This window comes from Maribacter sp. ACAM166, from assembly GCF_005771495.1.
Lineage (GTDB): Bacteria > Bacteroidota > Bacteroidia > Flavobacteriales > Flavobacteriaceae > Maribacter.
The window spans coordinates 46,253-69,360 of record NZ_VAUW01000022.1; the positions used below are offsets into that span (position 1 = coordinate 46,253).

The window sequence follows — 23,108 nt, forward strand, 5'->3', positions numbered from 1 at the left end:
CTTTACTTTTTAAAGTATTTGAATGGTACGAACAGCATACCAAAACATTCCCCATCACCTTTGCCTAAATGTTTATGATGCATTTTATGAGCTCTTCGAACACCTTTGCTGTACCAGTTACTGGCGTTTCTAAAAAGTTTAAAACGTTGGTGGATAAATATATCATGTACTAAGAAATAGGCTATACCATACGCTAGAATCCCAAATCCTAAAGGATAACCATACCAGAACCCACTCGCACCAGAATAAAATAAGGACATACTAACAATAGCATAAAAAATAAAAAAAGTATCATTTCTTTCGAACCAAGAGTCATGATCCTTATTGTGGTGATCCTTATGTAAGTTCCATAGAAAACCGTGCATGATATATTTATGGGTAAACCACGCCATAAATTCCATAAAAAGGAATGTTCCCAGAAAAATCAAAATCCAAAATAATACATCCATTATACTAATTTCATTTTATATTTCACATAAGACCTCGCCAAGAGGCCGAATTTTTGATAGTTTGGTACACGTATCCGAGCATTTTTTATTTCTAAGGATGGTGTATTCTGTAACTTTTTCAGCAATTTATAATAATATTTATAAGCAGTGTATACACCGAATTTAGCCTCATTTGGTAAGCCGATAATACCTTTATATCCCAATTTGAAATCTGCCTTTATTTCCTCTACAATTCTTTTTTTAGAAGTTTCATCCAATTCTTTTAAATTGGTGTTCGGAAAATAGGATCTATTCAATTCTTCAAAATCAGCTTTTACATCACGCAAGAAATTTACTTTTTGAAAAGCAGAACCCAAGGCCATTGCCGATTCTTTTAAATGATCGTAAGCTTCAACATCGCCCTTAACAAAGACCTTTAAACACATTAAGCCTACCACATCTGCAGATCCATAAATGTATTCCTTGTATTCGGTATCGGTACGGTAAATATTTTTAACTAAATCCATTCGCATACTTTTCATAAACGAATTTACAAGATGCTTAGGAATGTCATAAGTATGAAAAGTATGTTGAAAAGAATTTAAGATAGGATTTAGGCTAATTCTATCTTTCAGGGCAGCCTCTAGTTCCTGTTCAAATTTATCAAAAAGCACTTGTTTTTCATAATCATGAAATGTGTCTACAATTTCATCCGCAAAGCGAACAAAACCATAAATATTGTAAATATGGCCTCGTATAGATGAATGTAGCATCTTTGTGGCTAGGGCAAACGATGTGCTATATCGTTCGGTAACGATTTTACTACATTCGTACGATACTTGATCAAAAGTTCCTTTCATGTGCTAAACTAATTATCTTTTGTAATTAATTCTGACACTAATTTACCGGAGATTAATGCAGGTGGAACTCCGGGTCCAGGTACAGTCAGTTGTCCTGTAAAATATAAAAACTTTACTTTTTTACTTCTTAAATTAGGCCTTAAAAATGCAGTTTGTGTTAGTGTGTTTGCCATTCCATATGCATTTCCTTTATACGAGTTATAGCGCTCAATAAAATCATTAACACAGAAAGTTTCCTTGAATATAATATTATTTCTAATCTTATGACCTGTTCTTTTTTCAAATCTATTCAAAATCAAGTCAAAATATTTCATCCTAAGTTCTTCGGTATCCTCAAGACCAGGTGCTATAGGAACTAAGAAAAAACCTGTCTCACAGCCTTGTGGTGCCATACTAGCATCTGTTAAAGATGGGAAGTTTGCATAGAATAAAGGTTTAGACGGCCATTTAGGGTCATCGTAGATTTCTTTTGCGTGTAATTCAAAATCTGTATCGAAGAAGAGATTATGATGTTCTATGTTTTTTAATTTGGTGTCGAACCCTATATAAAATAACAAAGAGGATGGGGCGAATACTTTTTTCTCCCAATAGTTCGCTTTATACTGTCTCTGATTCTTATCTAACAAACTTTCTGAATGTTGATAATCGGCTCCACTCAATACAACATCTGCTGTAAAGGTTTCTCCTCCAGCTGAAATTCCTACAGCTTTACCATCTTCCACTAAAATTTTGTCTACAGGTTTTGAGGTTGTAAAGGTCACGCCCAGTTCTAAAGCTAGACTATGCATCGCTTTTATAACTTCGAACATACCTCCCTTTGGATGCCATGTACCTAATCCGAAATCAGCAAAATTCATAAAACTATAGAATGATGGAGTGTTGCTGGGCTTAGCACCAAGAAACAAAACAGGGAATTCTAACGTAGATATTAGCTTTGGATTTTTAAAACGCTTACGAACTTGAGAACTAATAGTTTTAAAAAACCGGTCTACTTTGAGAATCGTTTCTTTCGTCACCAATTCTAATGGAGAAAGACCTGGTCGTAAAACAATCTTATTAATGGCAATGTCATAATTTTCTTGTGCTTCGCCAATAAATTTTTTAAGTTCATTCGAACTACCTGGTTCAATACGTTCAAATTCTGCACAAATTTTATCCATAGAATCACCAATAGTGATAATATCGTCAGAAAAGAAAATTTTATAGGCAGGGTCTAGTTTGTCAAGTTGATAATAATCTGATGTTTTTTTATTGAAATCGGCAAAAAATTTGTCAAATATATCTGGCATCCAATACCAGCTTGGTCCCATATCAAAAGTAAAACCGTCTTTCACAAATTGTGACGCCCGACCACCGATGGTGTCATTTTTTTCATAAATAGAAACGTTCCACCCATCTTTTGCCAAGTAACAGGCTGCTGACAATGATGCGAAACCAGAACCAATAACGATACAATTTTTTCCCATGAATATTATTAGACTTATAAATTACTTACTAAACTATCTATAGACGAAAATGTTCTACAGAACGTTGGTTTAGTCTCTTGATTTATGAAATGAGTTTGCCTTCCTAACAACCATAAATTTGGATTATTATATTCAGAAACTAGTTTAGTAAAATCTTCTAAGTACTTATCTATACGGTCTTTTTCTGGGAAAACAGTTAAATAGGATATGAAATAAATATCGTCAAAGTATTTAAGAATATCTTCCAGATTTTCCATAGGTATAGTTGGCCCAAGATAAATACACTTATATCCTTTAAGTATTATTTCATAGTTAAGATACAAAAGCCCAATATCATGTATTTCGTTTTCTGGTAAAAATGCCACGAAAACTTTATCTTTTTTTGTTGGATTTAGGTGTTGTAATTTTTCAGTGTTTATAAGTATTTTTTGTTTTATTAAACTACTTATAAAGTGCTCATGTGCAGGACTAATGGTGTCTGTTTGCCATAATAGGCCTACTTCATTCAACAACGGCACAAAAGTTTCCTTGAAAATTTCTCTGAATGAATTTTCACTTAAAAGTGCATTGTAGGTGTTAAAAAACATCGTTTGGTCAAAATTTACCATAGCCAGTTTAAATGCATTTATAGCATGGCTTTTATGACTATGTTTCGCTACAATTTCTCTAACAACATAGGGTATATCGCTATCTGAAATTTTTGCAATCTTAGATATTTTTTGCCCATTGTTATAAAGTAATGTTACATTAAGTAGTTTTTGTAAACTTAAAAGACTGTAACTTCTTATGTTGGTATCTGTACGTTCTGGACTAAGAAGATTGTATCTTTTTTCCCAAATCCGTATAGTATGCGCTTTAATACCAGATAGGTTTTCTAAATCCCTAATACTAAATTGCTTTTTTACATTGTTCATGTTTTTCAAAAAAGGATTAAACAAATCTACAATTTATAGATTTATGTACTACTAGATAGAAGTTAAAATTATCAAAATAAAAAAGGTTAGATGTAAAATCTAACCTTTTGTGCCCACGACTAGACTCGAACTAGCACGTCCTTACGAACACTACCCCCTCAAGGTAGCATGTCTACCAATTTCACCACGTGGGCCATTGTATTATGATAGAAGCGCAAATATAGAAACCTATCTTTCATTTTAAAATTTATTGGTGATAATAAATACATGAAAGGTGTATTTCTATATCAAATGGTATTGCTGGTATTGCGTTGGAGTGATTCCTTTAATCTTTTTAAATTTTTTATTGAAGTTCGAAATGGAATTAAACCCAGATAAATCGGAAACTAGATTAATATTTAACTCTTTTTTAGTGCTGAGTAATTGGCAAGCATGTGCTACTCTTAGTTCAATCAAGAATTGAAAAAATGTTTTATTGGTACGTTGTTTAAAGAATCGGCAAAAGGCATTCGGCGTCATAAAAGCCATTTTAGAAACCTCTTCTAACGCAATAGGATGTTGGAAATTTTTAAATACGAAATCAAAAATGACCTGTAATCGTTCTCCTTCAGTTGAGGATAAGGTCTTTGAATAAATAAATTTACTCAAAGGTTCCATTTCAACCTTGCCCAAATGGTCTAGTAATCCTAAAAAAGAAACAAATCGCTCCAACTTTTCTTGGAGAGATAACTTTAAGATAGTTTTGCTGATTTCATGTCTCTGGGATAAAACCTTAAATCCCGAATTTGAGTTATAGAAAAAGTGCTTTAGCTCTTTGAAATAGGGCAAATTAAAAAAATCGGTTCCGAATGTGCTTTTAGTAAAGAAAACGGTAACCATATGAGCATCGAATTCGCCAGGTATGCTTTTGAAAATATGCGGAAGATTACTCCCTATAACATAAGTATCTCCTTCTGAAAACTGATGAATACTATTTCCTACCAATAATTTTCCTGTACCATTTACGATATGGCTTATTTGAATTTCTTCGTGTTGGTGTAGTCGGTTGTAAAAGATAGGTTCCTTATCAATTTGAACAATTAAATGTTCATCTACAGGTTTGGGTATCTTAAAAGGATATACTTTCATTTACATCTAAGTTATCATATTTTTTGTCTAAAATTAAATAATAGGGTAAAATAGTACCAAGTTTGGCTAATATGATGATACTGATTCTAAGGTTGTACTAGTATTTTTGTGTATCACTAAAAATTAAGTAAGATGAGTATATCATGGAAAGGTGTTATGCCTGCAGTTACCACAAAATTTACCAACAAAGACGAATTGGATCTAGATATGTTTTCAGTCAATATCAAAGCCCAGTTAGATGCTGGTGTTAGCGGTATTATCTTAGGTGGAACTTTAGGAGAGGCCAGCACGCTCACCTATGAGGAGAAAAAAATATTAATGAAGGAGACCGTAAAGCTTGTTAAGGGTGAGGTGCCGGTAATTATAAATATAGCGGAACAAACAACTAAGGGAGCTATACACGCTGCAGAAGTGGCTGAAGAATGTGGCGCAACTGGGTTAATGATGTTACCACCAATGCGCTATAAAGCAAATGACCATGAGACGGTTACGTACTTTAAGGAAACCGCCAATAGTACAGACCTACCAATAATGATTTATAATAATCCTATTGATTATGGTATTCTGGTGACGTTAGACATGTTCGATGAATTATTGTCGTGCGATAATATTCAAGCGGTTAAAGAGTCTACAAGAGATATTTCAAACATCACACGTATGAAATCAAGATTCGGAAATCGTTTAAAGGTTTTGACAGGTGTTGATACCTTAGGATTAGAAAGTGTTTTGATGGGTGCCGATGGATGGGTTGCAGGTTTGGTATGTGCTTTTCCAGCAGAAACTTGTGCTATTTTTGAATTAGCCAAAGCAGGAAGAATTGATGAGGCTTTGGAAATTTACAGATGGTTTTTACCTTTATTAGAATTAGATATTAGTCCGCAATTAGTACAAAACATAAAAATGGCAGAAGTAGCAACAGGTATTGGTACCGAGATTGTTCGAGCCCCAAGGTTACCTTTAATCGGTGCCGAACGTAAACGAGTTGAAGCTGTTATTAAAGCAGGTATGGCATCAAGACCAACACTGCCTTCTTACAAAGGAATTAACTAAATAAGTATAGTATTATAGTTCAATTTAATGACGTTAAAATTGAACTGTACTAAAAGAATTGAATGTTGGTATTACTCCTTTCTTTATTTTTGAGTAATGCCGTAAATAACTGAATATGATAAGTGGAACAAATGCGATAGGTAATACGTTGTCAAAAAAAGGAAATCATACGTATAAAACATTCAATCCGAAAGAAAACAAGGATACGGAATGGACATTTTTTGAGGCTACATCGGCTGAAATAGATGAAGCCGTTGATTTGGCAACAGAAGCATATAAGGAGTATAAAGACTTTTCTGGAAGTAAGAAAGCCAAGTTTTTGAACGCTATAGCTGATGAAATTGAGGCTTTGGGAGATGAATTGATACATACCTATTGTAAAGAATCTGGTTTACCAGAAGGTAGAGCTCGCGGAGAACGTGGTCGTACAATGGGTCAACTGCGGTCATTTGCAACATTGTTACAAGATGGCTCATGGGTAGAAGCGGTAATTGAAAAGGGTCAGCCTAACAGAGCGCCAATGCCAAAATCTGATATTCGAAAAATGTTGTTTCCATTAGGTCCCGTGGTGGTTTTTGGAGCGAGTAATTTTCCATTAGCATTTTCAACTGCTGGTGGTGATACGGCAAGTGCTTTAGCAGCTGGTTGTCCAGTAATCGTTAAAAGCCATCCGATGCATGCAGGAACAGGAGAATTGGTTGCTTCTGCCATTATAAAAGCTGCCGAAAAAACAGGAATGCCTAATGGTGTTTTTTCTAATTTGAATAGTAGTGGTATAGCCGTTGGGCAGCAATTGGTGAAACATCCAAAGGTTAAAGCTGTTGGTTTTACAGGAAGTTTAAAAGGAGGTATGGCGCTTTATAAGTTGGCTAACGAACGTGATGAGCCAATACCGGTGTTTGCAGAAATGGGTAGTATAAACCCTGTTGTTATTCTTCCGTCTGCACTTGAAAATGATAGTGATGTTTGGGCAACTAAATATGCATCATCTATAACTATGGGTGCAGGTCAATTTTGTACAAACCCTGGTTTGGTTTTGGGTTTAAAAGGTGACAATTTAGATTCGTTCATTTCTACCTTATCAGAAGAAATTCTAAAATTGGAACCAACGTGTATGTTGCATCCAACTATTCATGCTAAATATCAAGAGGGTAAAAAAGAATTATCCGAGCAAAATGGTGTAACCATTGTGGCGGATTATGATAAACCTACCGATAAGAATATTGGAAGTCAGACAATACTAAAAGTAAAAGGGAGTGATTTTTTATCAAATACAAAACTTCATACTGAAGTTTTTGGACCATTTTCTGTAGTGGTTAGTTGTGATGATGCTTCTCAATTAGAAAAGATATTAAATCAATTAGATGGGCAATTGACAGGAACTATTTTAGGGTCTGAAGACGAACTTAAAACCTACGAAGAGATTGTAGACGGACTTCAAAATAGGGTAGGACGAATTTTGTTTAATGGCATGCCAACAGGTGTTGAGGTTTGTTCTTCTATGGTGCATGGCGGGCCTTTTCCAGCCTCTACTGATGCCCGATTTACCTCAGTAGGTACTTCAGCTATAAAAAGATGGGTGCGTCCGGTTTCTTTTCAAGACTGGCCGAATAGATTTCTTCCACAGGCCTTGCAAGATGAAAATCCGTTAGGCATAGTGCGCTTGGAAGAGGGGAGTTATATCAAATAAATTAGATGTTTATGAGAAGCTTGGAATGTGTTTACAGAGATGCTTTAACGACTATTTTTTTTTCGTTTGTAATTTTTACTTCGTTTTGCCAAGCTCAAGAAAGTGAACAGTGGTTGTCTAAAATAATTGCAGATGTAGAAGGGTATCATTCTTATGATAGAACCGTATATCCATTAGGTGCTTATCAAGAATCGTTAGAAAAGAAAGATGCTGAATTCGCAAAAAATCAGTTGAATCGATTAAATGATTTAGACAAGGCATATTTTTCGGAAACTGATTTGATTTCTTCTGAGCTTTTAAGGTTTCAACTTCAAAATCAAGTGGATGAGTTTCGGTACGAAATGTACTTAAACCCGATACAGGCGGATCAGGGTTTTCATTTAAACCTTAATTACAGGATTAAACCAATTTTGACGTTCGCGGATGCTGAGAGGTATTTGAAAATGCTCAATGCAATTCCTACTTATGTCGATGAGCATCTTGTATTGTTAAAAAAGGGATTGGAGAAAGGGGTATCACAGCCTAAAGTTATTTTCAAAGGATATGAATCAACCTACGATACCCATATTGTTGCAGACTACTCGCAAAGTAGTTTTTATGGGCCTATTCTGAATTTACCTGCGGTAATGAGCAAAATGCAACAAGATTCGACTATCGTTGCTGCACAGCAAATCATTATGAGTAAGGTTGTACCAGCATTCAAGAAAATTAAAATCTTTTTTGAGACCGAATATATTCCAGCTACACGAACTACTATTGGTGTATCAGAAACTCCTAATGGTAGAGAATTTTATCAGAATAGAATCAACTACTACACAACTACAGATAAATATACGGCAGATGATATTCATAAAATTGGCTTGTCGGAAGTTGCTCGTATCAAGTCTGAAATGGAAGCTATTATTGATGAGGTTGATTTTAAAGGAAGCTTTTCTGATTTCCTGAGTTTTTTGAGAACCGACCCTCAATTTTATGTCAAAACAGGTGATGAGCTTTTAATGCACGCAAGAGATATTGCGAAACGCATAGATGCAGAATTACCAAAGTATTTTAAGACCTTACCAAGACGACCATACGGTGTTATAAAGGTTCCCGATGCCATTGCTCCGAAATATACTGGTGGCAGGTATTCGGGTCCTTCATCAGAAACCCAACCGGGATTTTATTTGGTGAATACCTATAAATTGGATAGTAGGCCTTTGTACACTTTGCCATCACTTACCGCTCATGAAGCAGTGCCTGGACACCATTTACAGGGCAGTTTGAATATGGAGTTAGGTGACAGTATTCCGCAGTTTAGAAAAGATATGTATTTATCAGCCTATGGAGAGGGTTGGGCATTGTATACCGAGTTTTTAGGTAATGAATTAGGTATTTACCGAACGCCATATGAAGAGTTTGGTAAGTTGACCTATGAAATGTGGCGGGCATGTAGATTAGTGGTAGATACTGGTATTCATGCCAAGGGATGGAGTAGAAATGCTGTTGTCGATTATATGATGAATAATACGGCACTATCAGAACACGAGATTTATACCGAAACTGATCGTTATATCGCTTGGCCCGGTCAAGCGATATCGTACAAAATGGGAGAATTGAAAATTAGGGAGTTGCGTATAAAAGCTCAAGAGGCTTTAAACGATAAATTTAGTATTCGAGATTTTCATGAAGTTATATTGGAACAGGGTACGGTAACCCTACCCATATTGGAACGCAGGGTAAATGCCTATATTAATCATGCTAAATAGTATTTTTTATGGCTAGTAATACATTTGTTTGTATTGATGCCCATACGTGTGGCAATCCCGTAAGGGTCATTAAACAAGGCGGTCCTGATTTAATAGGAGCGACCATGAGCGAGAAGCGACAACATTTCTTAAAAGAATACGATTGGATACGTAAAGGATTGATGTTTGAGCCTCGTGGGCATGATATGATGAGTGGTGGCATATTCTATCCACCAAGTAATTCTGATAATGATTTTGGTATTTTATTTATAGAAACCAGTGGTTGTCTACCGATGTGTGGGCACGGAACAATTGGTGCAATTACAATTGGTATTGAAGAGGGATTGATTGTTCCGAAATTTCCAGGTGAAGTACGGATGGAAACACCTGCAGGCTTGGTGAAAATCACCTACCAGCAAACCGGTAGTAAAGTTGACTGGGTGAAATTAACGAATGTAAAGTCATATTTAACGGCAACCGATTTGACCATAGTGTCATCAGATTTAGGTGAATTGACTTTTGATGTTTCCTATGGAGGAAATTTTTATGCTATAGTAGATCCTCAAGATAATTTTTCAGGAATACAAGATTTTTCTGCTAGTAAATTGATTCAATTCAGTCAAGAAATTAGGGAGAAAATCAATGAGAAATTTCCAGATGTATTTATCCATCCAGAAGATTCATCTATTAGAAATGTAAGTCATATGTTATGGACAGGTAAAACAATATCTGATACTGCAACAGCAAGAAATGCTGTGTTTTATGGCGATAAGGCAATTGATCGGTCACCATGTGGTACAGGTACCTCAGCGCGAATGGCACAATGGCACGCAAAGGGAAAGTTGAATTTAGGGGAAGATTTTATACATGAGAGTTTTATAGGTTCTCAATTTATAGGTCGTGTTGAAGCGGAAACTACGTTGGCAGGCAAACCAGCTATCATTCCGAGTATTAAAGGATGGGCGAAAATTTACGGTCAAAATACGATAACGATTGATGATGATGATCCTTATGCTTATGGCTTTCAAGTAATTTAAATAATTAACCAATGAAAAAATATAGTTTATATTATGTTTTGCTGTTAATAGCAGTTGTAAGCTGTCAAGAAAAAAAAGTAAACCCTGAAAAACCTGTTCCCCTATTAGATAAAGTTTCGACCCAATACGAGCATTTATATCGTAATGCCATAAAATATGTGGACTCTGATACGCCTATGCCTAGAACCATTGTTGACGGCAAGTTACATAGGGTTGGCAGGTATGATTGGACTAGCGGATTTCACCCAGGATCCATGTGGAATTTGTACGGACTAACAAAAAATGAGGAATGGAGGGATAGAGCCCTATACTACACCAAACTTTTGGATACTTTACAATATTGGGAAGGTACCCAGGACCTTGGTTTTATGATTGGGGATAGTTATGGCAATGCGTTAAAGTATATGGATAATAAGGCTTATGAGAAAGTTATGGTTCAAGCTGCTAAATCGCTTTCCTCTCGATTTAAACCAAAGGCAGGAATCATACAGTCATGGGAATCTAACGACCGTTGGCAGTGCCCTGTAATTATTGATAATATGATGAACTTAGAAATGTTATTCGAGGCAACTAAAATTTCTGGAGATTCTACTTTTTACACTATTGCCGTTACGCATGCAGATATGACGATGGACAATCATTATAGAAAAGATTTTAGCTCATACCATGTGTTAGACTATGATACCGAAACAGGAGAAGTTTTAAAGCGGAATACCGCACAGGGGTATAAAGATGAGTCAGCGTGGGCTAGGGGGCAAGCTTGGGGTTTGTATGGTTATATCGTGATGTTTAGAGAAACTAGGGATTTGAAATATTTGAATCAAGCAAAAAATATAGCAGGGTTCATTATGAACCACACAAATCTACCTGAAAATAAAGTACCATATTGGGATTTTAATGCACCTGTTACAAAACTAACACCACGTGACGCATCTGCAGCGGCAATAACGGCATCGGCACTTTATGAACTCAGTACTTTTGTTGACGGTGATTTGAATTCAGTATATAAAAATGAGGCAAATACAATAGTCGAAACGTTGAGTAAGGAGCCTTATTTGGCTGAATTAGGAACGAACGAAGGGTTTCTTTTAAAACATTCTACAGGTCATCTTCCTAAAGATTCTGAAATAGATGTACCCTTAAACTATGCAGATTATTACTTTTTAGAAGCCTTAATTCGTAAACGTGATATGATTAAGTAAAAATTAGAATGGCGAAAAATATTATAATTATTGGTGGTGGTTTTGTAGGGTTGTGTTCTGCTTATTATTTAAATAAGGCTGGTCATCAAGTCACCGTTATTGATAAAGGGGATATTACCTCTGGAGCTTCATTTGTGAATGCAGGGTATATAACTCCTAGTCATATTATACCATTAGCTTCACCAGGTATGATTGCTCAAGGTATAAAAATGATGTTTAATTCCGCTAGCCCGTTTTATATCAAACCAAGACTGGATATCGATTTTCTTAAATGGTCATGGTATTTCCATAAATCATCGACCAAAGCCAAAGTGGAGAAAGCAATACCGGTTATTAAAGAGATTAATCTAATCAGTAGGGACCTTTTTTTAGATATTAAAAACTCGGGTGATCTTGGAGATTTTCAACTTGAACGTAAAGGACTTCTGATGATGTATAAAACAGAAGCCAGTTACCTGCATGAGAAGCATGTCGCTGAGCGGGTTAGTTTTCTTGGTCTTGAAGTTTCAGATTTGAATAAAGAAGAATTGAGAAAGTTGGAACCGAATATAAACATAGAGGCCGAAGGTGCTATTCACTATGAATGTGATGGTCATACGACGCCAACGGAAATTATGCCCAAGATGTTGAATTATCTTAAAAGCAAGGGTGTTGGTATACGAACCAATGAAGAAGTAGTTGATATTACAACCAATAGTGACAAAATTAGGCAGGTAGTTACCGATTCCAATTCCTATGAGCCAGACGAGGTAGTTTTGGCTGCGGGTTCTTGGAGTGGGGAACTCTCTAAAAAATTAAACTTAAAACTATCGCTTCAAGGAGGTAAAGGCTATAGGATTAATGTAGAACGTGAAACAGGAATTTCAATTCCTGCAATATTAATGGAAGCAAAAATGGCAGTTACTCCCATGAAAGGTTTTACCAGGTTTGCGGGTACAATGGAGTTTTCAGGAAACAATGATATTGTTAGAAAAGAACGGGTTTTGGCTATAGCCAATGGAGCCAAATTGTTTTATCCAGAATTGGAAATTAACAATAAAGAGATTGATAGTGCTAAAACCGGTCTACGACCAGTGTCACCAGATGGTCTGCCATATATAGGTAGGTCTAGAAGCATTAAGAATCTTACAATTGCCACAGGTCACGCCATGATGGGGTGGAGTCTAGGTCCTGCAACCGGAAAGTTGGTTTCTGAGGTTTTAGATGGTAAAAAGACGTGTATGGATATTAGTGTATTTTCTCCTGAAAGAATTTTTTAAAGTTCTAGATTTAAATTTATAGTTATTAGATTGCCACTCATCTACATCTATTGCACGCAACTAACGTAATTTTAAATACTTATTCTATGGTTATTTTATTAATTGAAGATGATTTAATCGAAGTAATGAAGTTGAAACGTACTGTTTCAAAACTGAATTTAAAGCATACTATAATTGAAGCAAAAAATGGAGAAGAAGCTTTAGTTTATTTAAATTCAAGTCAAAATCTACCAGACATTATATTGTTAGATTTGAATATGCCTAGAATGAATGGAATCGAATTTTTAACTATTTTAAAGAAAGATGAGTTTTTACAGTATCTACCAACTATTATTTTAACCACTTCAGAAAATAGGACCGATTTATTAAAATGTTATCAAACAGGTATTGCAGGTTATGTGATAAAACCCTTGAAATATGAAGATTACGAATATAAATTAAAAGCGGTTTTGGAGTATTGGAATGTGAATCAACTGGTTAAAGGCTAAAAAAAAGCCCATTTTACAACATTTTTAGTAATAAAATTCCTACATTTGATATATTATAATGTTTAATATATCAAATGAAGGGTATTGTATTTACGGAGTTTTTGGAAATGGTGGAGACCAAATTTGGTCTCGAAACTGTTGACAATATTATTGAAAAATCTAATTTACCCTCTCAAGGAATCTATACATCGGTCGCTACTTATGAGTTTAATGAAATGGTTGCACTGATAACACAGCTCAGTGAAGAAGTGGATTTACCAGCTGGCGATTTAAAGTATGCCTTCGGACTTTATTTGTTTTCAAGTTTACGCAATGCACATCCCGAAGTAATACAGTGTTATAAAACTCCTATTAGCTTATTGTGTTCTATTGAAGATCATATACATGTTCATGTGAAAAAATTGTATCCAGATGCCGAGCTGCCTACTTTTAAAATACTTGATAAAACCGATACTTCCTTAACAATGATATATTCATCCTCAAGAGGACTATACCGAATGGCTCATGGTCTTATTGAAAAGGTTTTTGAGCACTTTAATGGAAAGGCCGATATTACCTATGAACTTTTCAAGGAAGACGGTACAGAAGTGAAATTTGATATCGTTCAAAATGGATAATAAAGAAGTTATTCTTCTGAAAAAATCCCTCTTAAGAGAGAAAAAGGCACGTCATCAAGCTGAGAGAATTTTAGAAGACAAATCAAAGGAGCTCTATGACGTAAACCATCATTTAGAGGAAACTAATGGAAAGCTAGAAAAACTCCTGATTGAAAAGACATCAGAATTGGCTGGGGTATTTATAAACATTGTAGATTCTTACATTGTAATGGATCTTGATTTTAATGTTATTAATATGAATAGCTCTGCAAAAGAGTTTTTAGGGTTTGATCATACTATTAAAAAGGTAAATCTTTCTCATTTTGTTCACCCCGATTTTTTTCTATACACCCAAAAATCGATGCGTTCACTAATGGAAGTTGGAACCCTCCAAAATTATCAAGCTAAAATTATTTTAAATGGTACTACTGAAAAATGGGTTCAAATAAATAGTAGTCTTATTTATGGAAAAAATGGGAAGCCAATAGCAGCCCAAGGTATAATTAGAGATATTACTCAGGAGACGGAAGTGAAAAGACTGCTTTCTGAACAGAAAAAGCAATTAGATATTATTGTAGAGAATTCTCCATTAGGTATTGTTCTCTCCTTAGATGGCATCATAGTTAAGGCCAACGCTGCAATTGTAGATATGCTTGGGCATACCGAAAATGAACTTAAAAACAGTTCGCTTAAAGCCATTTCAGAACCAGAGAATCCTAACGACGAAAATTGTCTAATGGATCAGATGTATAATGGTGAAGTAGATAAATTTACGACCATATTGAAGTTCACTAAAAAGAACGGTTCAAAGATTTTGGTGAAGACTATGATGACTGCAATTACAGATAGTGTAGGCAAAAAAGATTATCAAATAGCAGTAATCGAGGATATATCCAAAGAGTTGGAAGCAGATAGAAAATTAAAATCATCTGAAAATAGGTTGTCGACATTAATATCTAATATGCAGACCGGTGTGCTGTTGGAGAATGAATACGGTAAAATAGCATGGACAAATCAAATGTTCTGTAACCTTTTTAATAGAACAGCAACTCCAGAAGCGTATATAGGTGAAGATTGTAGTGCCTCTGAAGAAGAATTTAAAACATATTTTAAGAAACCAGAAAACTTCGTAAAACGAATAGAAGAAGTACTTGCAAAAAGAAAAACGGTATTATCAGATGAACTTGAAATGATCGATGGTAGAATTCTGGAACGAGATTTTATCCCTATAGATAATGATGGAACCTATAAAGGGCACTTATGGGTATACCATGATGTTACCATAAGTAAGAATTATAGAAAGAATTTGGAGGTCCAGAGAGAAAAGTATAGTAGCATAATAGCGAATATGAACCTTGGTTTAATAGAAGTAGACAATGATGAAGTCATACAAATGGTGAACCATCGTTTTTGTGAAATGAGTGGATACAATGAAGAGGAGCTATTGGGTAAAATAGCTTCTGATATCCTCCTATTTAAGCGTAGTCAAGTAAATCAAGAGAAAATCAAAAAAAGATTAAAAGTGGAATCTACTTCTTATGAAGTAGAACTATTAGACAAAGATAAAAACATAAAACATTGGCTCATTAGTGAGGCTCCAAGATCTAATGATTCGGGATCGGTAATTGGAGCTATAGGGATACATTTAGATATAACCGACCAAAAACATCTTGAACTACAAAAAGAAAAGTTAATGACTGAGTTGGAGGACAGTAATCAAGGTCTACAAGACTATGCACATATTGTTTCTCATGACCTCAAGTCTCCATTACGCAGCATTAGCGCACTCGCCACTTGGTTAAATGAAGATTACAAAGATGTTTTAGATGAAGGAGGAAAGCAGAATTTGGAGCTGTTGCAGGAAAAAGTGGCTTCAATGGATAAATTGATAAATGGTATATTAGAATACTCAACAGCGAATAGTTCTGAGCTAGATAATTCTAATGTAGATCTCAATAAAGTAGTTGCAGAAATTGGTGAAATAATTTATATACCAGGGCATGTGAAATTGATAGTGCCTCAAAATCTACCGACTATTATTGCAGATAGAACAAAGATGCATCAACTGTTTCAAAATATTATTAGCAATGCCGTGGTACATATAAAAAATAAAGAAGGGGTCGTTGAAGTACGTTATAAAGAAGAAGTTGATTTTTGGTGCTTTACGATAATTGACAATGGTGTAGGTATCCCTGAAAAATATCATAAAAAGATTTTCGATATATTTCAATCTATTGGGCAGAATGAGGAATCATCGGGTATTGGTCTTTCTATAGTCAAAAAAATTGTTGATCGTTACGGTGGTCGGGTATGGATAGATAGTGTAGTTGGAGAAGGAACACAGTTCCATTTTACGATTACTAAAAATAAATGCTGCTAAAACTAACCAATGAAAATAGTGCAGGCAATTAAAAAACCGAATGAACCCTTTATTTTTCAGGACACGTTAATTCAACTTAACAATCCATTGGTATTGGTATTCGGAAATCGTTATATGTTGGAAAGTGAGTATATCTATAATGAGGTTAGGGAATTATTTCCTACTGGCCAGATTGTTTTTGGTACGACCTCTGGTGAGATTATTAACGACACGGTTTTGGAGGGTACTGCTGTTTTAACCGCTATTGAATTTGAAAAAAGCTCAATTCTAGTAAAAAGGAGTAATGTTGAGGATTATCAGAATGATGATCAAAAGCTAGGGGAGGAATTAATGGCAGCATTTCCAAAAGAGAATTTAAATCATGTATTTGTAATTTCAGAAGGAAGTTCTGTTAATGGTAGTGCATTGATTAGTGGTTTGGAAAAGATATCAACAACGATAGGTTTGTCGGGCGGTCTATGTGGTGATGGTGATCGTTTTGAGCGAACCTTAGCTTCCTATAATGAAAACCCTAAAGAGGGTGAAATTATAGCGATTGGTTTTTATGGCGAAACGTTAGAAATATCGAGTTCTAATTACGGAGGATGGACACCCTTTGGTCCTGAAAGAAGTATAACTAAATCAATGGGTAATGTTTTGTATGAACTTGATGGTAAACCGGCTTTAGATCTTTATAAGACCTATTTAGGGGAGAAAGCTAAAGAGCTCCCAAAGTCAGCTTTGTTGTATCCATTAAGTATAAGGACACACCACGATACAGAGCCGTTAGTGCGTACTATATTAACTATTAATAATGATGAAAATACCATGACTTTTGCTGGAGATGTTCCTGAAGGGGCAAAGGTTCAATTAATGATGTCTTCGGTAGATGATATTGTTAACGGCGCCTACAGAGCCGCACAACTGGCTATGAAAGGAAGAGAGAAAACACCTGAGCTTGCACTTTTAATAAGTTGTATCGGACGCAAATTAGTCATGGACCAAAGAACGGAAGAAGAGATAGAGGAAGTCCTATCAGTAGTGGGGAACAATACTGTAATTAGCGGTTTTTACTCTTACGGCGAAATGGCTCCATTTACCGGGCAATATTCCTGTAAACTACATAATCAAACAATGACCTTAACCTTACTTAGCGAATAATGCATTCATTGTTAATTAGACAACTTAGAAAAAACCTAACAAAGCGCCTTGCATCACATCCAGAAATGGAAGCTTTTTTGAAGGCCATAGACATGTCATATCATGATTATGATGAAAGGTTGTCGATGCTATATAGGGCTACAACGATGAGCTCTGATGAGCTCTTTGAAGCCAATAAGAAGTTGGAGAAAGAGGCTGTTCAGCAAAAGAATATTTTAAGTTCCTTAGATAATGCCATTCGTAGTCTTACTGAGAATTTGAATGACAAAGAATTGTTTGGGCTAAATGTAAAAGATGAATTCAATACAGAATATTTGGCTAAATACATAAGTAATTTAGCAGATCAGGTAGCTGAAATGACTTCAGAGAAAGATAAACTTCTTAAAAATTTAGAAGCTCAAAATCAATCTTTAAACAATTATGCGCAAATGGTTTCCCATGATCTAAAGTCTCCAATACGAAATATTAATGCGTTGATGAGCTGGATTATTGACGATGAAAAGGATAAATTTTCTGATGCAAGTAAAGACAATTTCTCATTGTTGTCACTGAATATTGAGAAGATGGATAAGCTTATAACAGGTATTTTGAAACATGCAACCTTAGGTGAAACAGAAGAGCATAGAGTTTCTTTTAATCTAGATACTGTCTTGAAAGAAATTGAAAGAACTATTTATGTGCCTGAAAATATAACATTTGAACATGCAGGTAATTTGCCAGAAATGGTATTTGAGAAGGACAGGCTAGAACAATTATTTATAAATTTATTGACCAATGCGATAAAGGCAACTGAAGAAGTAGACAAAGGTATTATTAGAATAGACTATGAACCTGACGATATGTTTTGGAAGTTCAGTGTTTCTGATAATGGAAAAGGAATTGCCGATCATCATCAAAATAGCATTTTTGAAATGTTCAAAAAGCTTACGAATGATGGGAATGCTACAGGAATAGGACTTGCCATTGTTCAGAAAATTGTGGTGCTTTATGAAGGCGATGTCTGGTTGGAGTCCAAAGAAAATATAGGAACAACATTTTATTTTACGTTAAAAAAGAAGCAATGATAGATTTACCTAACCTTGATTATATAAATGAACTTGCAGGAGACGATATAGGCTTTAGAAACGAGTTTATTGCTGTTATCAAAGAAGAGTTTCCTGTAGAGAAAGATGAATACCTTAAACACATAACGAAAAAGAGATTTAAAAGTACGGCTGCTATTGTTCATAAGCTAAAGCATAAGTTAAATATTTTTGGCATGGAAAAGTCATACAATATAGCGGTCGATTATGAAAGAGAATTATTGGCAGGTCAAAACGATTCTGAAAAAAGATTTATTAATATTTTAGAGACGATTGAGTCTTATATAAAAACGATTTAAAATGAACTGTATTATAATTGACGATGAAGCTACGGCACGTGATGTTGTAGGGCAATTATGTTCAAAAATACCAGAATTGTATGTGATAGAAGAATTTGATAATGCTATTTCAGCTTTGAAATTTTTGAATAAACAAACTATCGATATTGTTTTTTTAGATATTCATATGCCTGGGTTTAGTGGTGTAGATTTTGTACAGACATTGAAAGACCCACCAATGATTATTTTAACCACCTCAGATACAGATTTTGCTATTACAGCTTATGAATATGAGTGTATTGTAGATTATTTATTGAAGCCTATAACATTAGAGCGGTTTGAGAAAAGTATAAAAAAAATCAATAATTTAGGAATTCGACAATCAAAAACCAAAGATGCAGTTGAACTGGTATCAGAATTAGGAGAAGAATTATATATTAACATAGACAGAAGGTTGATAAAAATAAAATTCGATGAAATTTTGATTATTCAAGCCAATGGGGATTACATCGATGTCAAGACTGAAAAGGATGAATACCGTGTTCATACTACCTTAAAAAAAATCAAGAACAAATTACCAGAAAAGTTATTCCTACAGATACATCGTTCGTATATCATAAATTTCACCAAAATTATTGATATAGAGGATAATAGCGTATTAATTGCTGAAAATGTGGTGCCTATAAGTCGTTCTAGCCAACCTGAATTGAGGAAACGGCTAAATCTTCTTTAATTAATATTCTAAGTTCAAGTCATAAGTGCACCACGAATATTTAAAACAGATGGGGCTGGCCCTATCTGTTTTAGGCTCAATATTTATATTCGTCTTACATGAAAAAAGATAAACAACGTTGCCTTTTTTAAAGGTATCAAATACAGTCACTACTTAAGGAAGGGGTATCACAAGCAGCAATAGCTGGTCAAATAGGTGTACAAGAGTACTGTAAACCGAGAATTGAAGCGCAACATCCTTTAGCGAGGACGAACTGCCGGACGTTATAGCGTTGAGCACGCCCTGGTCAATATCTATTTTACGCCACATTAGCAAGCCTAAACGGATAACTATTGACCGAAGGTCTTAAAAAACGCATCAAAGAGCTTATGAGCTATAAAAGTAGAGCCAAGAACTCATAACAAATCGACTGAACAAAGAGTCCGGGTATTGTGTAACCCACGAAACTATATACAAGTGGATATGGACAGCAAAGCACAGTAACCATAATAATCATGCGAAGTATAAAAGACTATACAGTCATCTGCGGCATACTGGGCGAAGACAAAAAGGTAGTAACACCAATGATAATCGCGGCGCCATTACCGGTTGCGTAGGCATTGATCAGCGACCTTGGGTTGTGGGCCAAGGTTACCGCATTGGTGATATTGAAGTAAGTCTTATGATGGGAAGTAATAAGTTAGCGCTATTGGTATTGACTTACAGGGCAACCTTGGTTACAATGATTGAAAAGCTTAATAATAAAAACGCAGATGAAGTCTACCAAAGAATGAGTGTGCAACTTGCTAACTTCGACTCATTTTAGATTAAGACACTACCCTTCTTTAATGGAAATGAATTTCCCTATCACTATAAAACATAGAAAAGATAAAACTTAAATACCTATTTAACTAGATCCTATGCGTCTCATAATAAGGGTGCTGTATAAAATAGAATAGGTGTTATAAGGTGATTTTTCCTAAAGAAGACTGACCTTAGAGAAGTCTCGAACAAAAGAATAAAAGAAGTCGAAAGTTTAATTCTAACAACCCAATTGAAGTCCTAAAATAAGTGTGTTGTACTTATGGGTTGAACTCGGCGATTAAAGAAGACATACATTTACTCTTGCCAATTTTCATGGTAAATTTTCGTGAATATCTCTTTTAATTGAACTTTGTTGACAGGCTTAATGACATAGCCAGAAAGTTCCTCAAATTCAGCTGCCCTTTTTCTATCACTATCACGCATAGAAGAGGTTACCATATAGATGTTTACATTATTCTCAATTTTAGTTTTCAACTTTTTAAATTCAGCAAGAAATCCCCAACCGTCTAAGAAAGGCATATTAATATCTAAAAATATAACGTCAGGTAGTTCAACATTCTCTTCTGTACATTTCGTTATGAATTCAACTGCTTGTTCACCATCAGTAAAAGTATCTACTTTCAAGGTTTCGGTTAATTGTTTTATCGTATGCTCCATTAAATATAAATAGAGTGTGTCATCATCTACCAATAAAATATTTGATTTTGCCTTCATTTTTCAAAAATTATTTTAAATGTTGTACCTATACCAACGTTACTATCTACTGTTATAGTTGCATTAAGTGCTTCTAGTTGAGATTTCACCAAAAAAAGACCCATTCCTTTGCCAGAAATATTTCTGTGAAACCTTGTGTAAAGTTTAAAAAGGTTTTCACCATGTCTTTCAAGATTTAAACCAATCCCATTATCTTTCACATATAATACCTTTTTATTGTTTTCATACGCAGATTCAAACTGTATAAAAGAAGAAACATTTTCTCTTTTATATTTAATGGCATTCGAAATGAAATTGTGTAAAATACTTTGTAAATAGAGTTTTGAGTATGTTAATTTACGCCAAGCTTTAAAATCTACCAATACCTCAAAGGTACTATCATCGAGAAGGGTTTCGGTAAACTCATTTTCAACTTCTTGTATCAATTCTAAAAAATCTATTTCAGTTACATTTATTTGCGTATTATCAAGAATGGCTACATACTCATTAATATCTTCCGTAAGGTGTGTTATGCTTTTGGTAACCTGGTCTAGTTTCGGTAAAAGTTGATTTAATTTTTCGGGTTCTTTTTCATTTCTTATCATTTCAACAATCACAGACATACTAGTGACAGGTGCTCTTAGATTGTGTGAAATCAAATAATTAAAATCACTTAATTGTTTGTTTCGAATTTCTAAGCAATTGTTTATTTCAGTAACAACTAAATTATTTTTCTGTAATTGGTCTTTGCTTTTTTTTAATAATAAATTTTTACTTTCCAATTCACCGTAAAATTCTTCTTTTTGAATCTTATTTTTTTGGTATACATATGAAAACCCAAAAAGAACAATAATTGAAATAATATTAAACGTTAAAATACTCTCAGATACGGGTAGTAATGAGGCTCTTATTAGCCTAGGTGGTATCTCTAGAACTAGTAACCAATTTGAGGGAGTAATTATTTTTGAAGATTTATTTGACTTTGAGCCAAAGGTGTGTGTTGTTCCGTTTAAGATAATCGGTTGCTGGGACCAAATATGATTATTATCCACAAAAGTACTATCCCTCATATAGGTATTGATATTTGGGTCTAATATACCAGCCAATGTGCTATTTGTATCTCCAAATTCATAGGGTAAATCTTCAAGGTTGGTACTAGAACTAATAATTCTATGGTCTTCATCTAATAGGTACACATTGGTATCTGCAACTTTGGATTTTAGCACATCAAGAGAGCTTTTCATTTTAAAGTTGATGACTACTAATCCTATTTGATTATTTTCCACATCAAAAATGGGTGCAACTGTTCTAATGACAGGTTTGTTGGGTTTTTCGATAATACCGTTTTCCCTATTCAAACTTATTTGAGATAAATACAGTTGATCTCGTTTCAAAGCTAGGCCAGCTTTTACGTAAGCATGTTCTTGTTTAGCCTGTAAATTACCAATTACTACAGAGTCGCCAGCTACTCGTACTGCTCTGAAAAATTCTTTACCATTTAAATCTAGAAAGCGAAACTGGTCATAATCTGTAATTGCTTTAACAAGTTCTATATAGCGATACATGAATTCTTCATGTTTTCCCAGAGGATCAAACTCTTTGGGATAGTTTAAAGTAGACCAATAATGGGTGTCATGTAGGAAAGAATAACTCTGTTCTTTAAAATTATTTTTCTTTATCGTAGTTTCACGTTTTTGATTCTCTGATAAAGTTTTTATTTGTTTTTCTTTTTGTGAAGAGTAAAGAAATAAGGAAAGTGCTAATAATGGAAGATATAGCCCAACTAACATTTTTAAAACTCTTTTCCACATATAACTTTGATTAGCCGCTTATTTTTAATCGTACTCAACGTGGAGGGAGTAAGTTTAAGCTTACTCTAAGTTACATTAAATTCTTGTTAAATGATCTTAAGAAATCATCTATACTAATTTAACAGGGTGGAAAATATATTTTAATAGGAAAGTATAATGTTAAAGGGCCTGAAAAATGAAAAATAACACTTTTTAAAACCCTTAATTAATTTAAAGCTGAGTTCAACCCATAAGTGCAACACACTTATTTTTTAGGACTTCAATTGGGTTATTATAATTAAACTTTCTAATAGGTCTGTAATTTAATAATCTTTCTACTTCCTTTATTCTTTTTTCAGTAAT

At 34.5% G+C, this 23,108-nt stretch carries 20 protein-coding genes and 1 tRNA gene; 13 read left to right on the forward strand and 8 right to left on the reverse strand.

From position 1 onward, the window contains the following. Positions 1-2: 2 nt before the first annotated feature. The 6 genes from ES765_RS14245 to ES765_RS14270 form a co-directional block, all read right to left on the reverse strand. Positions 3-449, reverse strand: coding sequence for a sterol desaturase family protein (locus ES765_RS14245; RefSeq protein ID WP_138114986.1), 447 nt, complete (start codon positions 447-449; stop codon positions 3-5). Then, positions 449-1,288 (reverse strand): phytoene/squalene synthase family protein, encoded by an 840-nt coding sequence (locus ES765_RS14250; protein ID WP_138114987.1) that lies wholly within the window; start codon positions 1,286-1,288, stop codon positions 449-451. Before ES765_RS14250 ends, ES765_RS14245 begins: the two co-directional genes overlap by 1 nt. Before the next feature lie 8 nt (positions 1,289-1,296). Continuing rightward, positions 1,297-2,754 carry a phytoene desaturase family protein gene (locus ES765_RS14255; protein WP_138114988.1) on the reverse strand — a complete coding sequence of 486 codons (1,458 nt, stop codon included), beginning with the start codon at positions 2,752-2,754 and terminating at the stop codon, positions 1,297-1,299. A gap of 14 nt (positions 2,755-2,768) precedes the next feature. Beyond that, positions 2,769-3,668 (reverse strand): MerR family transcriptional regulator, encoded by a 900-nt coding sequence (locus ES765_RS14260; protein ID WP_138114989.1) that lies wholly within the window; start codon positions 3,666-3,668, stop codon positions 2,769-2,771. 110 nt (positions 3,669-3,778) lie between these two features. Continuing rightward, positions 3,779-3,862 (reverse strand) — tRNA-Leu (locus ES765_RS14265). 88 nt (positions 3,863-3,950) lie between these two features. After that, positions 3,951-4,796 (reverse strand): helix-turn-helix domain-containing protein, encoded by an 846-nt coding sequence (locus tag ES765_RS14270; RefSeq protein ID WP_138114990.1) that lies wholly within the window; start codon positions 4,794-4,796, stop codon positions 3,951-3,953. A gap of 132 nt (positions 4,797-4,928) precedes the next feature. Between ES765_RS14270 and ES765_RS14275 the strand changes: the two genes are divergently transcribed. The 13 genes from ES765_RS14275 to ES765_RS14335 all read left to right on the forward strand — a co-directional run bounded on the left by ES765_RS14275 (position 4,929) and on the right by ES765_RS14335 (position 19,458). Then, positions 4,929-5,846, forward strand: a complete 918-nt coding sequence (locus ES765_RS14275; RefSeq protein WP_138114991.1) for a dihydrodipicolinate synthase family protein — start codon at positions 4,929-4,931, stop codon at positions 5,844-5,846. 115 nt (positions 5,847-5,961) lie between these two features. Then, on the forward strand, positions 5,962-7,536 hold the full coding sequence (locus ES765_RS14280; RefSeq protein ID WP_138114992.1) for an aldehyde dehydrogenase (NADP(+)): 1,575 nt from the start codon (positions 5,962-5,964) through the stop codon (positions 7,534-7,536). A gap of 11 nt (positions 7,537-7,547) precedes the next feature. Beyond that, positions 7,548-9,284 carry a DUF885 domain-containing protein gene (locus ES765_RS14285; RefSeq protein ID WP_138114993.1) on the forward strand — a complete coding sequence of 579 codons (1,737 nt, stop codon included), beginning with the start codon at positions 7,548-7,550 and terminating at the stop codon, positions 9,282-9,284. A gap of 8 nt (positions 9,285-9,292) precedes the next feature. Next, positions 9,293-10,300, forward strand: a complete 1,008-nt coding sequence (locus tag ES765_RS14290; protein ID WP_138114994.1) for a 4-hydroxyproline epimerase — start codon at positions 9,293-9,295, stop codon at positions 10,298-10,300. Positions 10,301-10,311: 11 nt separating this feature from the next. Further along, the gene (locus ES765_RS14295; RefSeq protein ID WP_138114995.1) at positions 10,312-11,502 is read left to right on the forward strand and encodes a glycoside hydrolase family 88 protein; all 1,191 of its coding nucleotides are present in this window, start codon (positions 10,312-10,314) and stop codon (positions 11,500-11,502) included. 8 nt (positions 11,503-11,510) lie between these two features. Continuing rightward, on the forward strand, positions 11,511-12,761 hold the full coding sequence (locus ES765_RS14300; RefSeq protein WP_138114996.1) for an NAD(P)/FAD-dependent oxidoreductase: 1,251 nt from the start codon (positions 11,511-11,513) through the stop codon (positions 12,759-12,761). A gap of 86 nt (positions 12,762-12,847) precedes the next feature. After that, positions 12,848-13,249, forward strand: a complete 402-nt coding sequence (locus ES765_RS14305; RefSeq protein WP_138114997.1) for a response regulator — start codon at positions 12,848-12,850, stop codon at positions 13,247-13,249. A 74-nt stretch (positions 13,250-13,323) separates the two neighbouring features. After that, the gene (locus ES765_RS14310; RefSeq protein ID WP_138114998.1) at positions 13,324-13,866 is read left to right on the forward strand and encodes a heme NO-binding domain-containing protein; all 543 of its coding nucleotides are present in this window, start codon (positions 13,324-13,326) and stop codon (positions 13,864-13,866) included. Continuing rightward, positions 13,859-16,225: a PAS domain-containing sensor histidine kinase gene (locus tag ES765_RS14315; protein ID WP_138114999.1), complete on the forward strand. Its 2,367-nt coding sequence runs from the start codon at positions 13,859-13,861 to the stop codon at positions 16,223-16,225. The genes ES765_RS14310 and ES765_RS14315 overlap by 8 nt, the downstream gene beginning before the upstream one ends. Positions 16,226-16,234: 9 nt before the next feature. Then, positions 16,235-17,365, forward strand: coding sequence for an FIST signal transduction protein (locus tag ES765_RS14320; RefSeq protein ID WP_138115000.1), 1,131 nt, complete (start codon positions 16,235-16,237; stop codon positions 17,363-17,365). After that, on the forward strand, positions 17,365-18,429 hold the full coding sequence (locus ES765_RS14325) for a sensor histidine kinase (protein WP_138115001.1): 1,065 nt from the start codon (positions 17,365-17,367) through the stop codon (positions 18,427-18,429). Before ES765_RS14320 ends, ES765_RS14325 begins: the two co-directional genes overlap by 1 nt. Further along, positions 18,426-18,746 carry an Hpt domain-containing protein gene (locus ES765_RS14330; protein ID WP_138115002.1) on the forward strand — a complete coding sequence of 107 codons (321 nt, stop codon included), beginning with the start codon at positions 18,426-18,428 and terminating at the stop codon, positions 18,744-18,746. Before ES765_RS14325 ends, ES765_RS14330 begins: the two co-directional genes overlap by 4 nt. 1 nt (position 18,747) lies before the next feature. After that, positions 18,748-19,458 (forward strand): LytR/AlgR family response regulator transcription factor, encoded by a 711-nt coding sequence (locus tag ES765_RS14335; protein WP_138115003.1) that lies wholly within the window; start codon positions 18,748-18,750, stop codon positions 19,456-19,458. A 1,098-nt stretch (positions 19,459-20,556) separates the two neighbouring features. Here ES765_RS14335 and ES765_RS14340 read toward each other — a convergent pair. Both ES765_RS14340 and ES765_RS14345 read right to left on the reverse strand, forming a co-directional pair. Next, the gene (locus ES765_RS14340; RefSeq protein ID WP_138115004.1) at positions 20,557-20,976 is read right to left on the reverse strand and encodes a response regulator; all 420 of its coding nucleotides are present in this window, start codon (positions 20,974-20,976) and stop codon (positions 20,557-20,559) included. Beyond that, on the reverse strand, positions 20,973-22,766 hold the full coding sequence (locus ES765_RS14345; RefSeq protein WP_138115005.1) for a sensor histidine kinase: 1,794 nt from the start codon (positions 22,764-22,766) through the stop codon (positions 20,973-20,975). The genes ES765_RS14340 and ES765_RS14345 overlap by 4 nt, the downstream gene beginning before the upstream one ends. Positions 22,767-23,108: the final 342 nt, after the last annotated feature.

What these genes read in the sequence shown, in the direction of transcription:
- ES765_RS14245 (WP_138114986.1), bottom strand. Translation starts at nt 449, where the DNA reads ATGGATGTATTATTTTGGATTTTGATTTTTCTGGGAACATTCCTTTTT.
- ES765_RS14250 (WP_138114987.1), bottom strand. Translation starts at nt 1,288, where the DNA reads ATGAAAGGAACTTTTGATCAAGTATCGTACGAATGTAGTAAAATCGTT.
- ES765_RS14255 (WP_138114988.1), bottom strand. Translation starts at nt 2,754, where the DNA reads ATGGGAAAAAATTGTATCGTTATTGGTTCTGGTTTCGCATCATTGTCA.
- ES765_RS14260 (WP_138114989.1), bottom strand. Translation starts at nt 3,668, where the DNA reads ATGAACAATGTAAAAAAGCAATTTAGTATTAGGGATTTAGAAAACCTA.
- ES765_RS14270 (WP_138114990.1), bottom strand. Translation starts at nt 4,796, where the DNA reads ATGAAAGTATATCCTTTTAAGATACCCAAACCTGTAGATGAACATTTA.
- ES765_RS14275 (WP_138114991.1), top strand. Translation starts at nt 4,929, where the DNA reads ATGAGTATATCATGGAAAGGTGTTATGCCTGCAGTTACCACAAAATTT.
- ES765_RS14280 (WP_138114992.1), top strand. Translation starts at nt 5,962, where the DNA reads ATGATAAGTGGAACAAATGCGATAGGTAATACGTTGTCAAAAAAAGGA.
- ES765_RS14285 (WP_138114993.1), top strand. Translation starts at nt 7,548, where the DNA reads ATGAGAAGCTTGGAATGTGTTTACAGAGATGCTTTAACGACTATTTTT.
- ES765_RS14290 (WP_138114994.1), top strand. Translation starts at nt 9,293, where the DNA reads ATGGCTAGTAATACATTTGTTTGTATTGATGCCCATACGTGTGGCAAT.
- ES765_RS14295 (WP_138114995.1), top strand. Translation starts at nt 10,312, where the DNA reads ATGAAAAAATATAGTTTATATTATGTTTTGCTGTTAATAGCAGTTGTA.
- ES765_RS14300 (WP_138114996.1), top strand. Translation starts at nt 11,511, where the DNA reads ATGGCGAAAAATATTATAATTATTGGTGGTGGTTTTGTAGGGTTGTGT.
- ES765_RS14305 (WP_138114997.1), top strand. Translation starts at nt 12,848, where the DNA reads ATGGTTATTTTATTAATTGAAGATGATTTAATCGAAGTAATGAAGTTG.
- ES765_RS14310 (WP_138114998.1), top strand. Translation starts at nt 13,324, where the DNA reads ATGAAGGGTATTGTATTTACGGAGTTTTTGGAAATGGTGGAGACCAAA.
- ES765_RS14315 (WP_138114999.1), top strand. Translation starts at nt 13,859, where the DNA reads ATGGATAATAAAGAAGTTATTCTTCTGAAAAAATCCCTCTTAAGAGAG.
- ES765_RS14320 (WP_138115000.1), top strand. Translation starts at nt 16,235, where the DNA reads ATGAAAATAGTGCAGGCAATTAAAAAACCGAATGAACCCTTTATTTTT.
- ES765_RS14325 (WP_138115001.1), top strand. Translation starts at nt 17,365, where the DNA reads ATGCATTCATTGTTAATTAGACAACTTAGAAAAAACCTAACAAAGCGC.
- ES765_RS14330 (WP_138115002.1), top strand. Translation starts at nt 18,426, where the DNA reads ATGATAGATTTACCTAACCTTGATTATATAAATGAACTTGCAGGAGAC.
- ES765_RS14335 (WP_138115003.1), top strand. Translation starts at nt 18,748, where the DNA reads ATGAACTGTATTATAATTGACGATGAAGCTACGGCACGTGATGTTGTA.
- ES765_RS14340 (WP_138115004.1), bottom strand. Translation starts at nt 20,976, where the DNA reads ATGAAGGCAAAATCAAATATTTTATTGGTAGATGATGACACACTCTAT.
- ES765_RS14345 (WP_138115005.1), bottom strand. Translation starts at nt 22,766, where the DNA reads ATGTGGAAAAGAGTTTTAAAAATGTTAGTTGGGCTATATCTTCCATTA.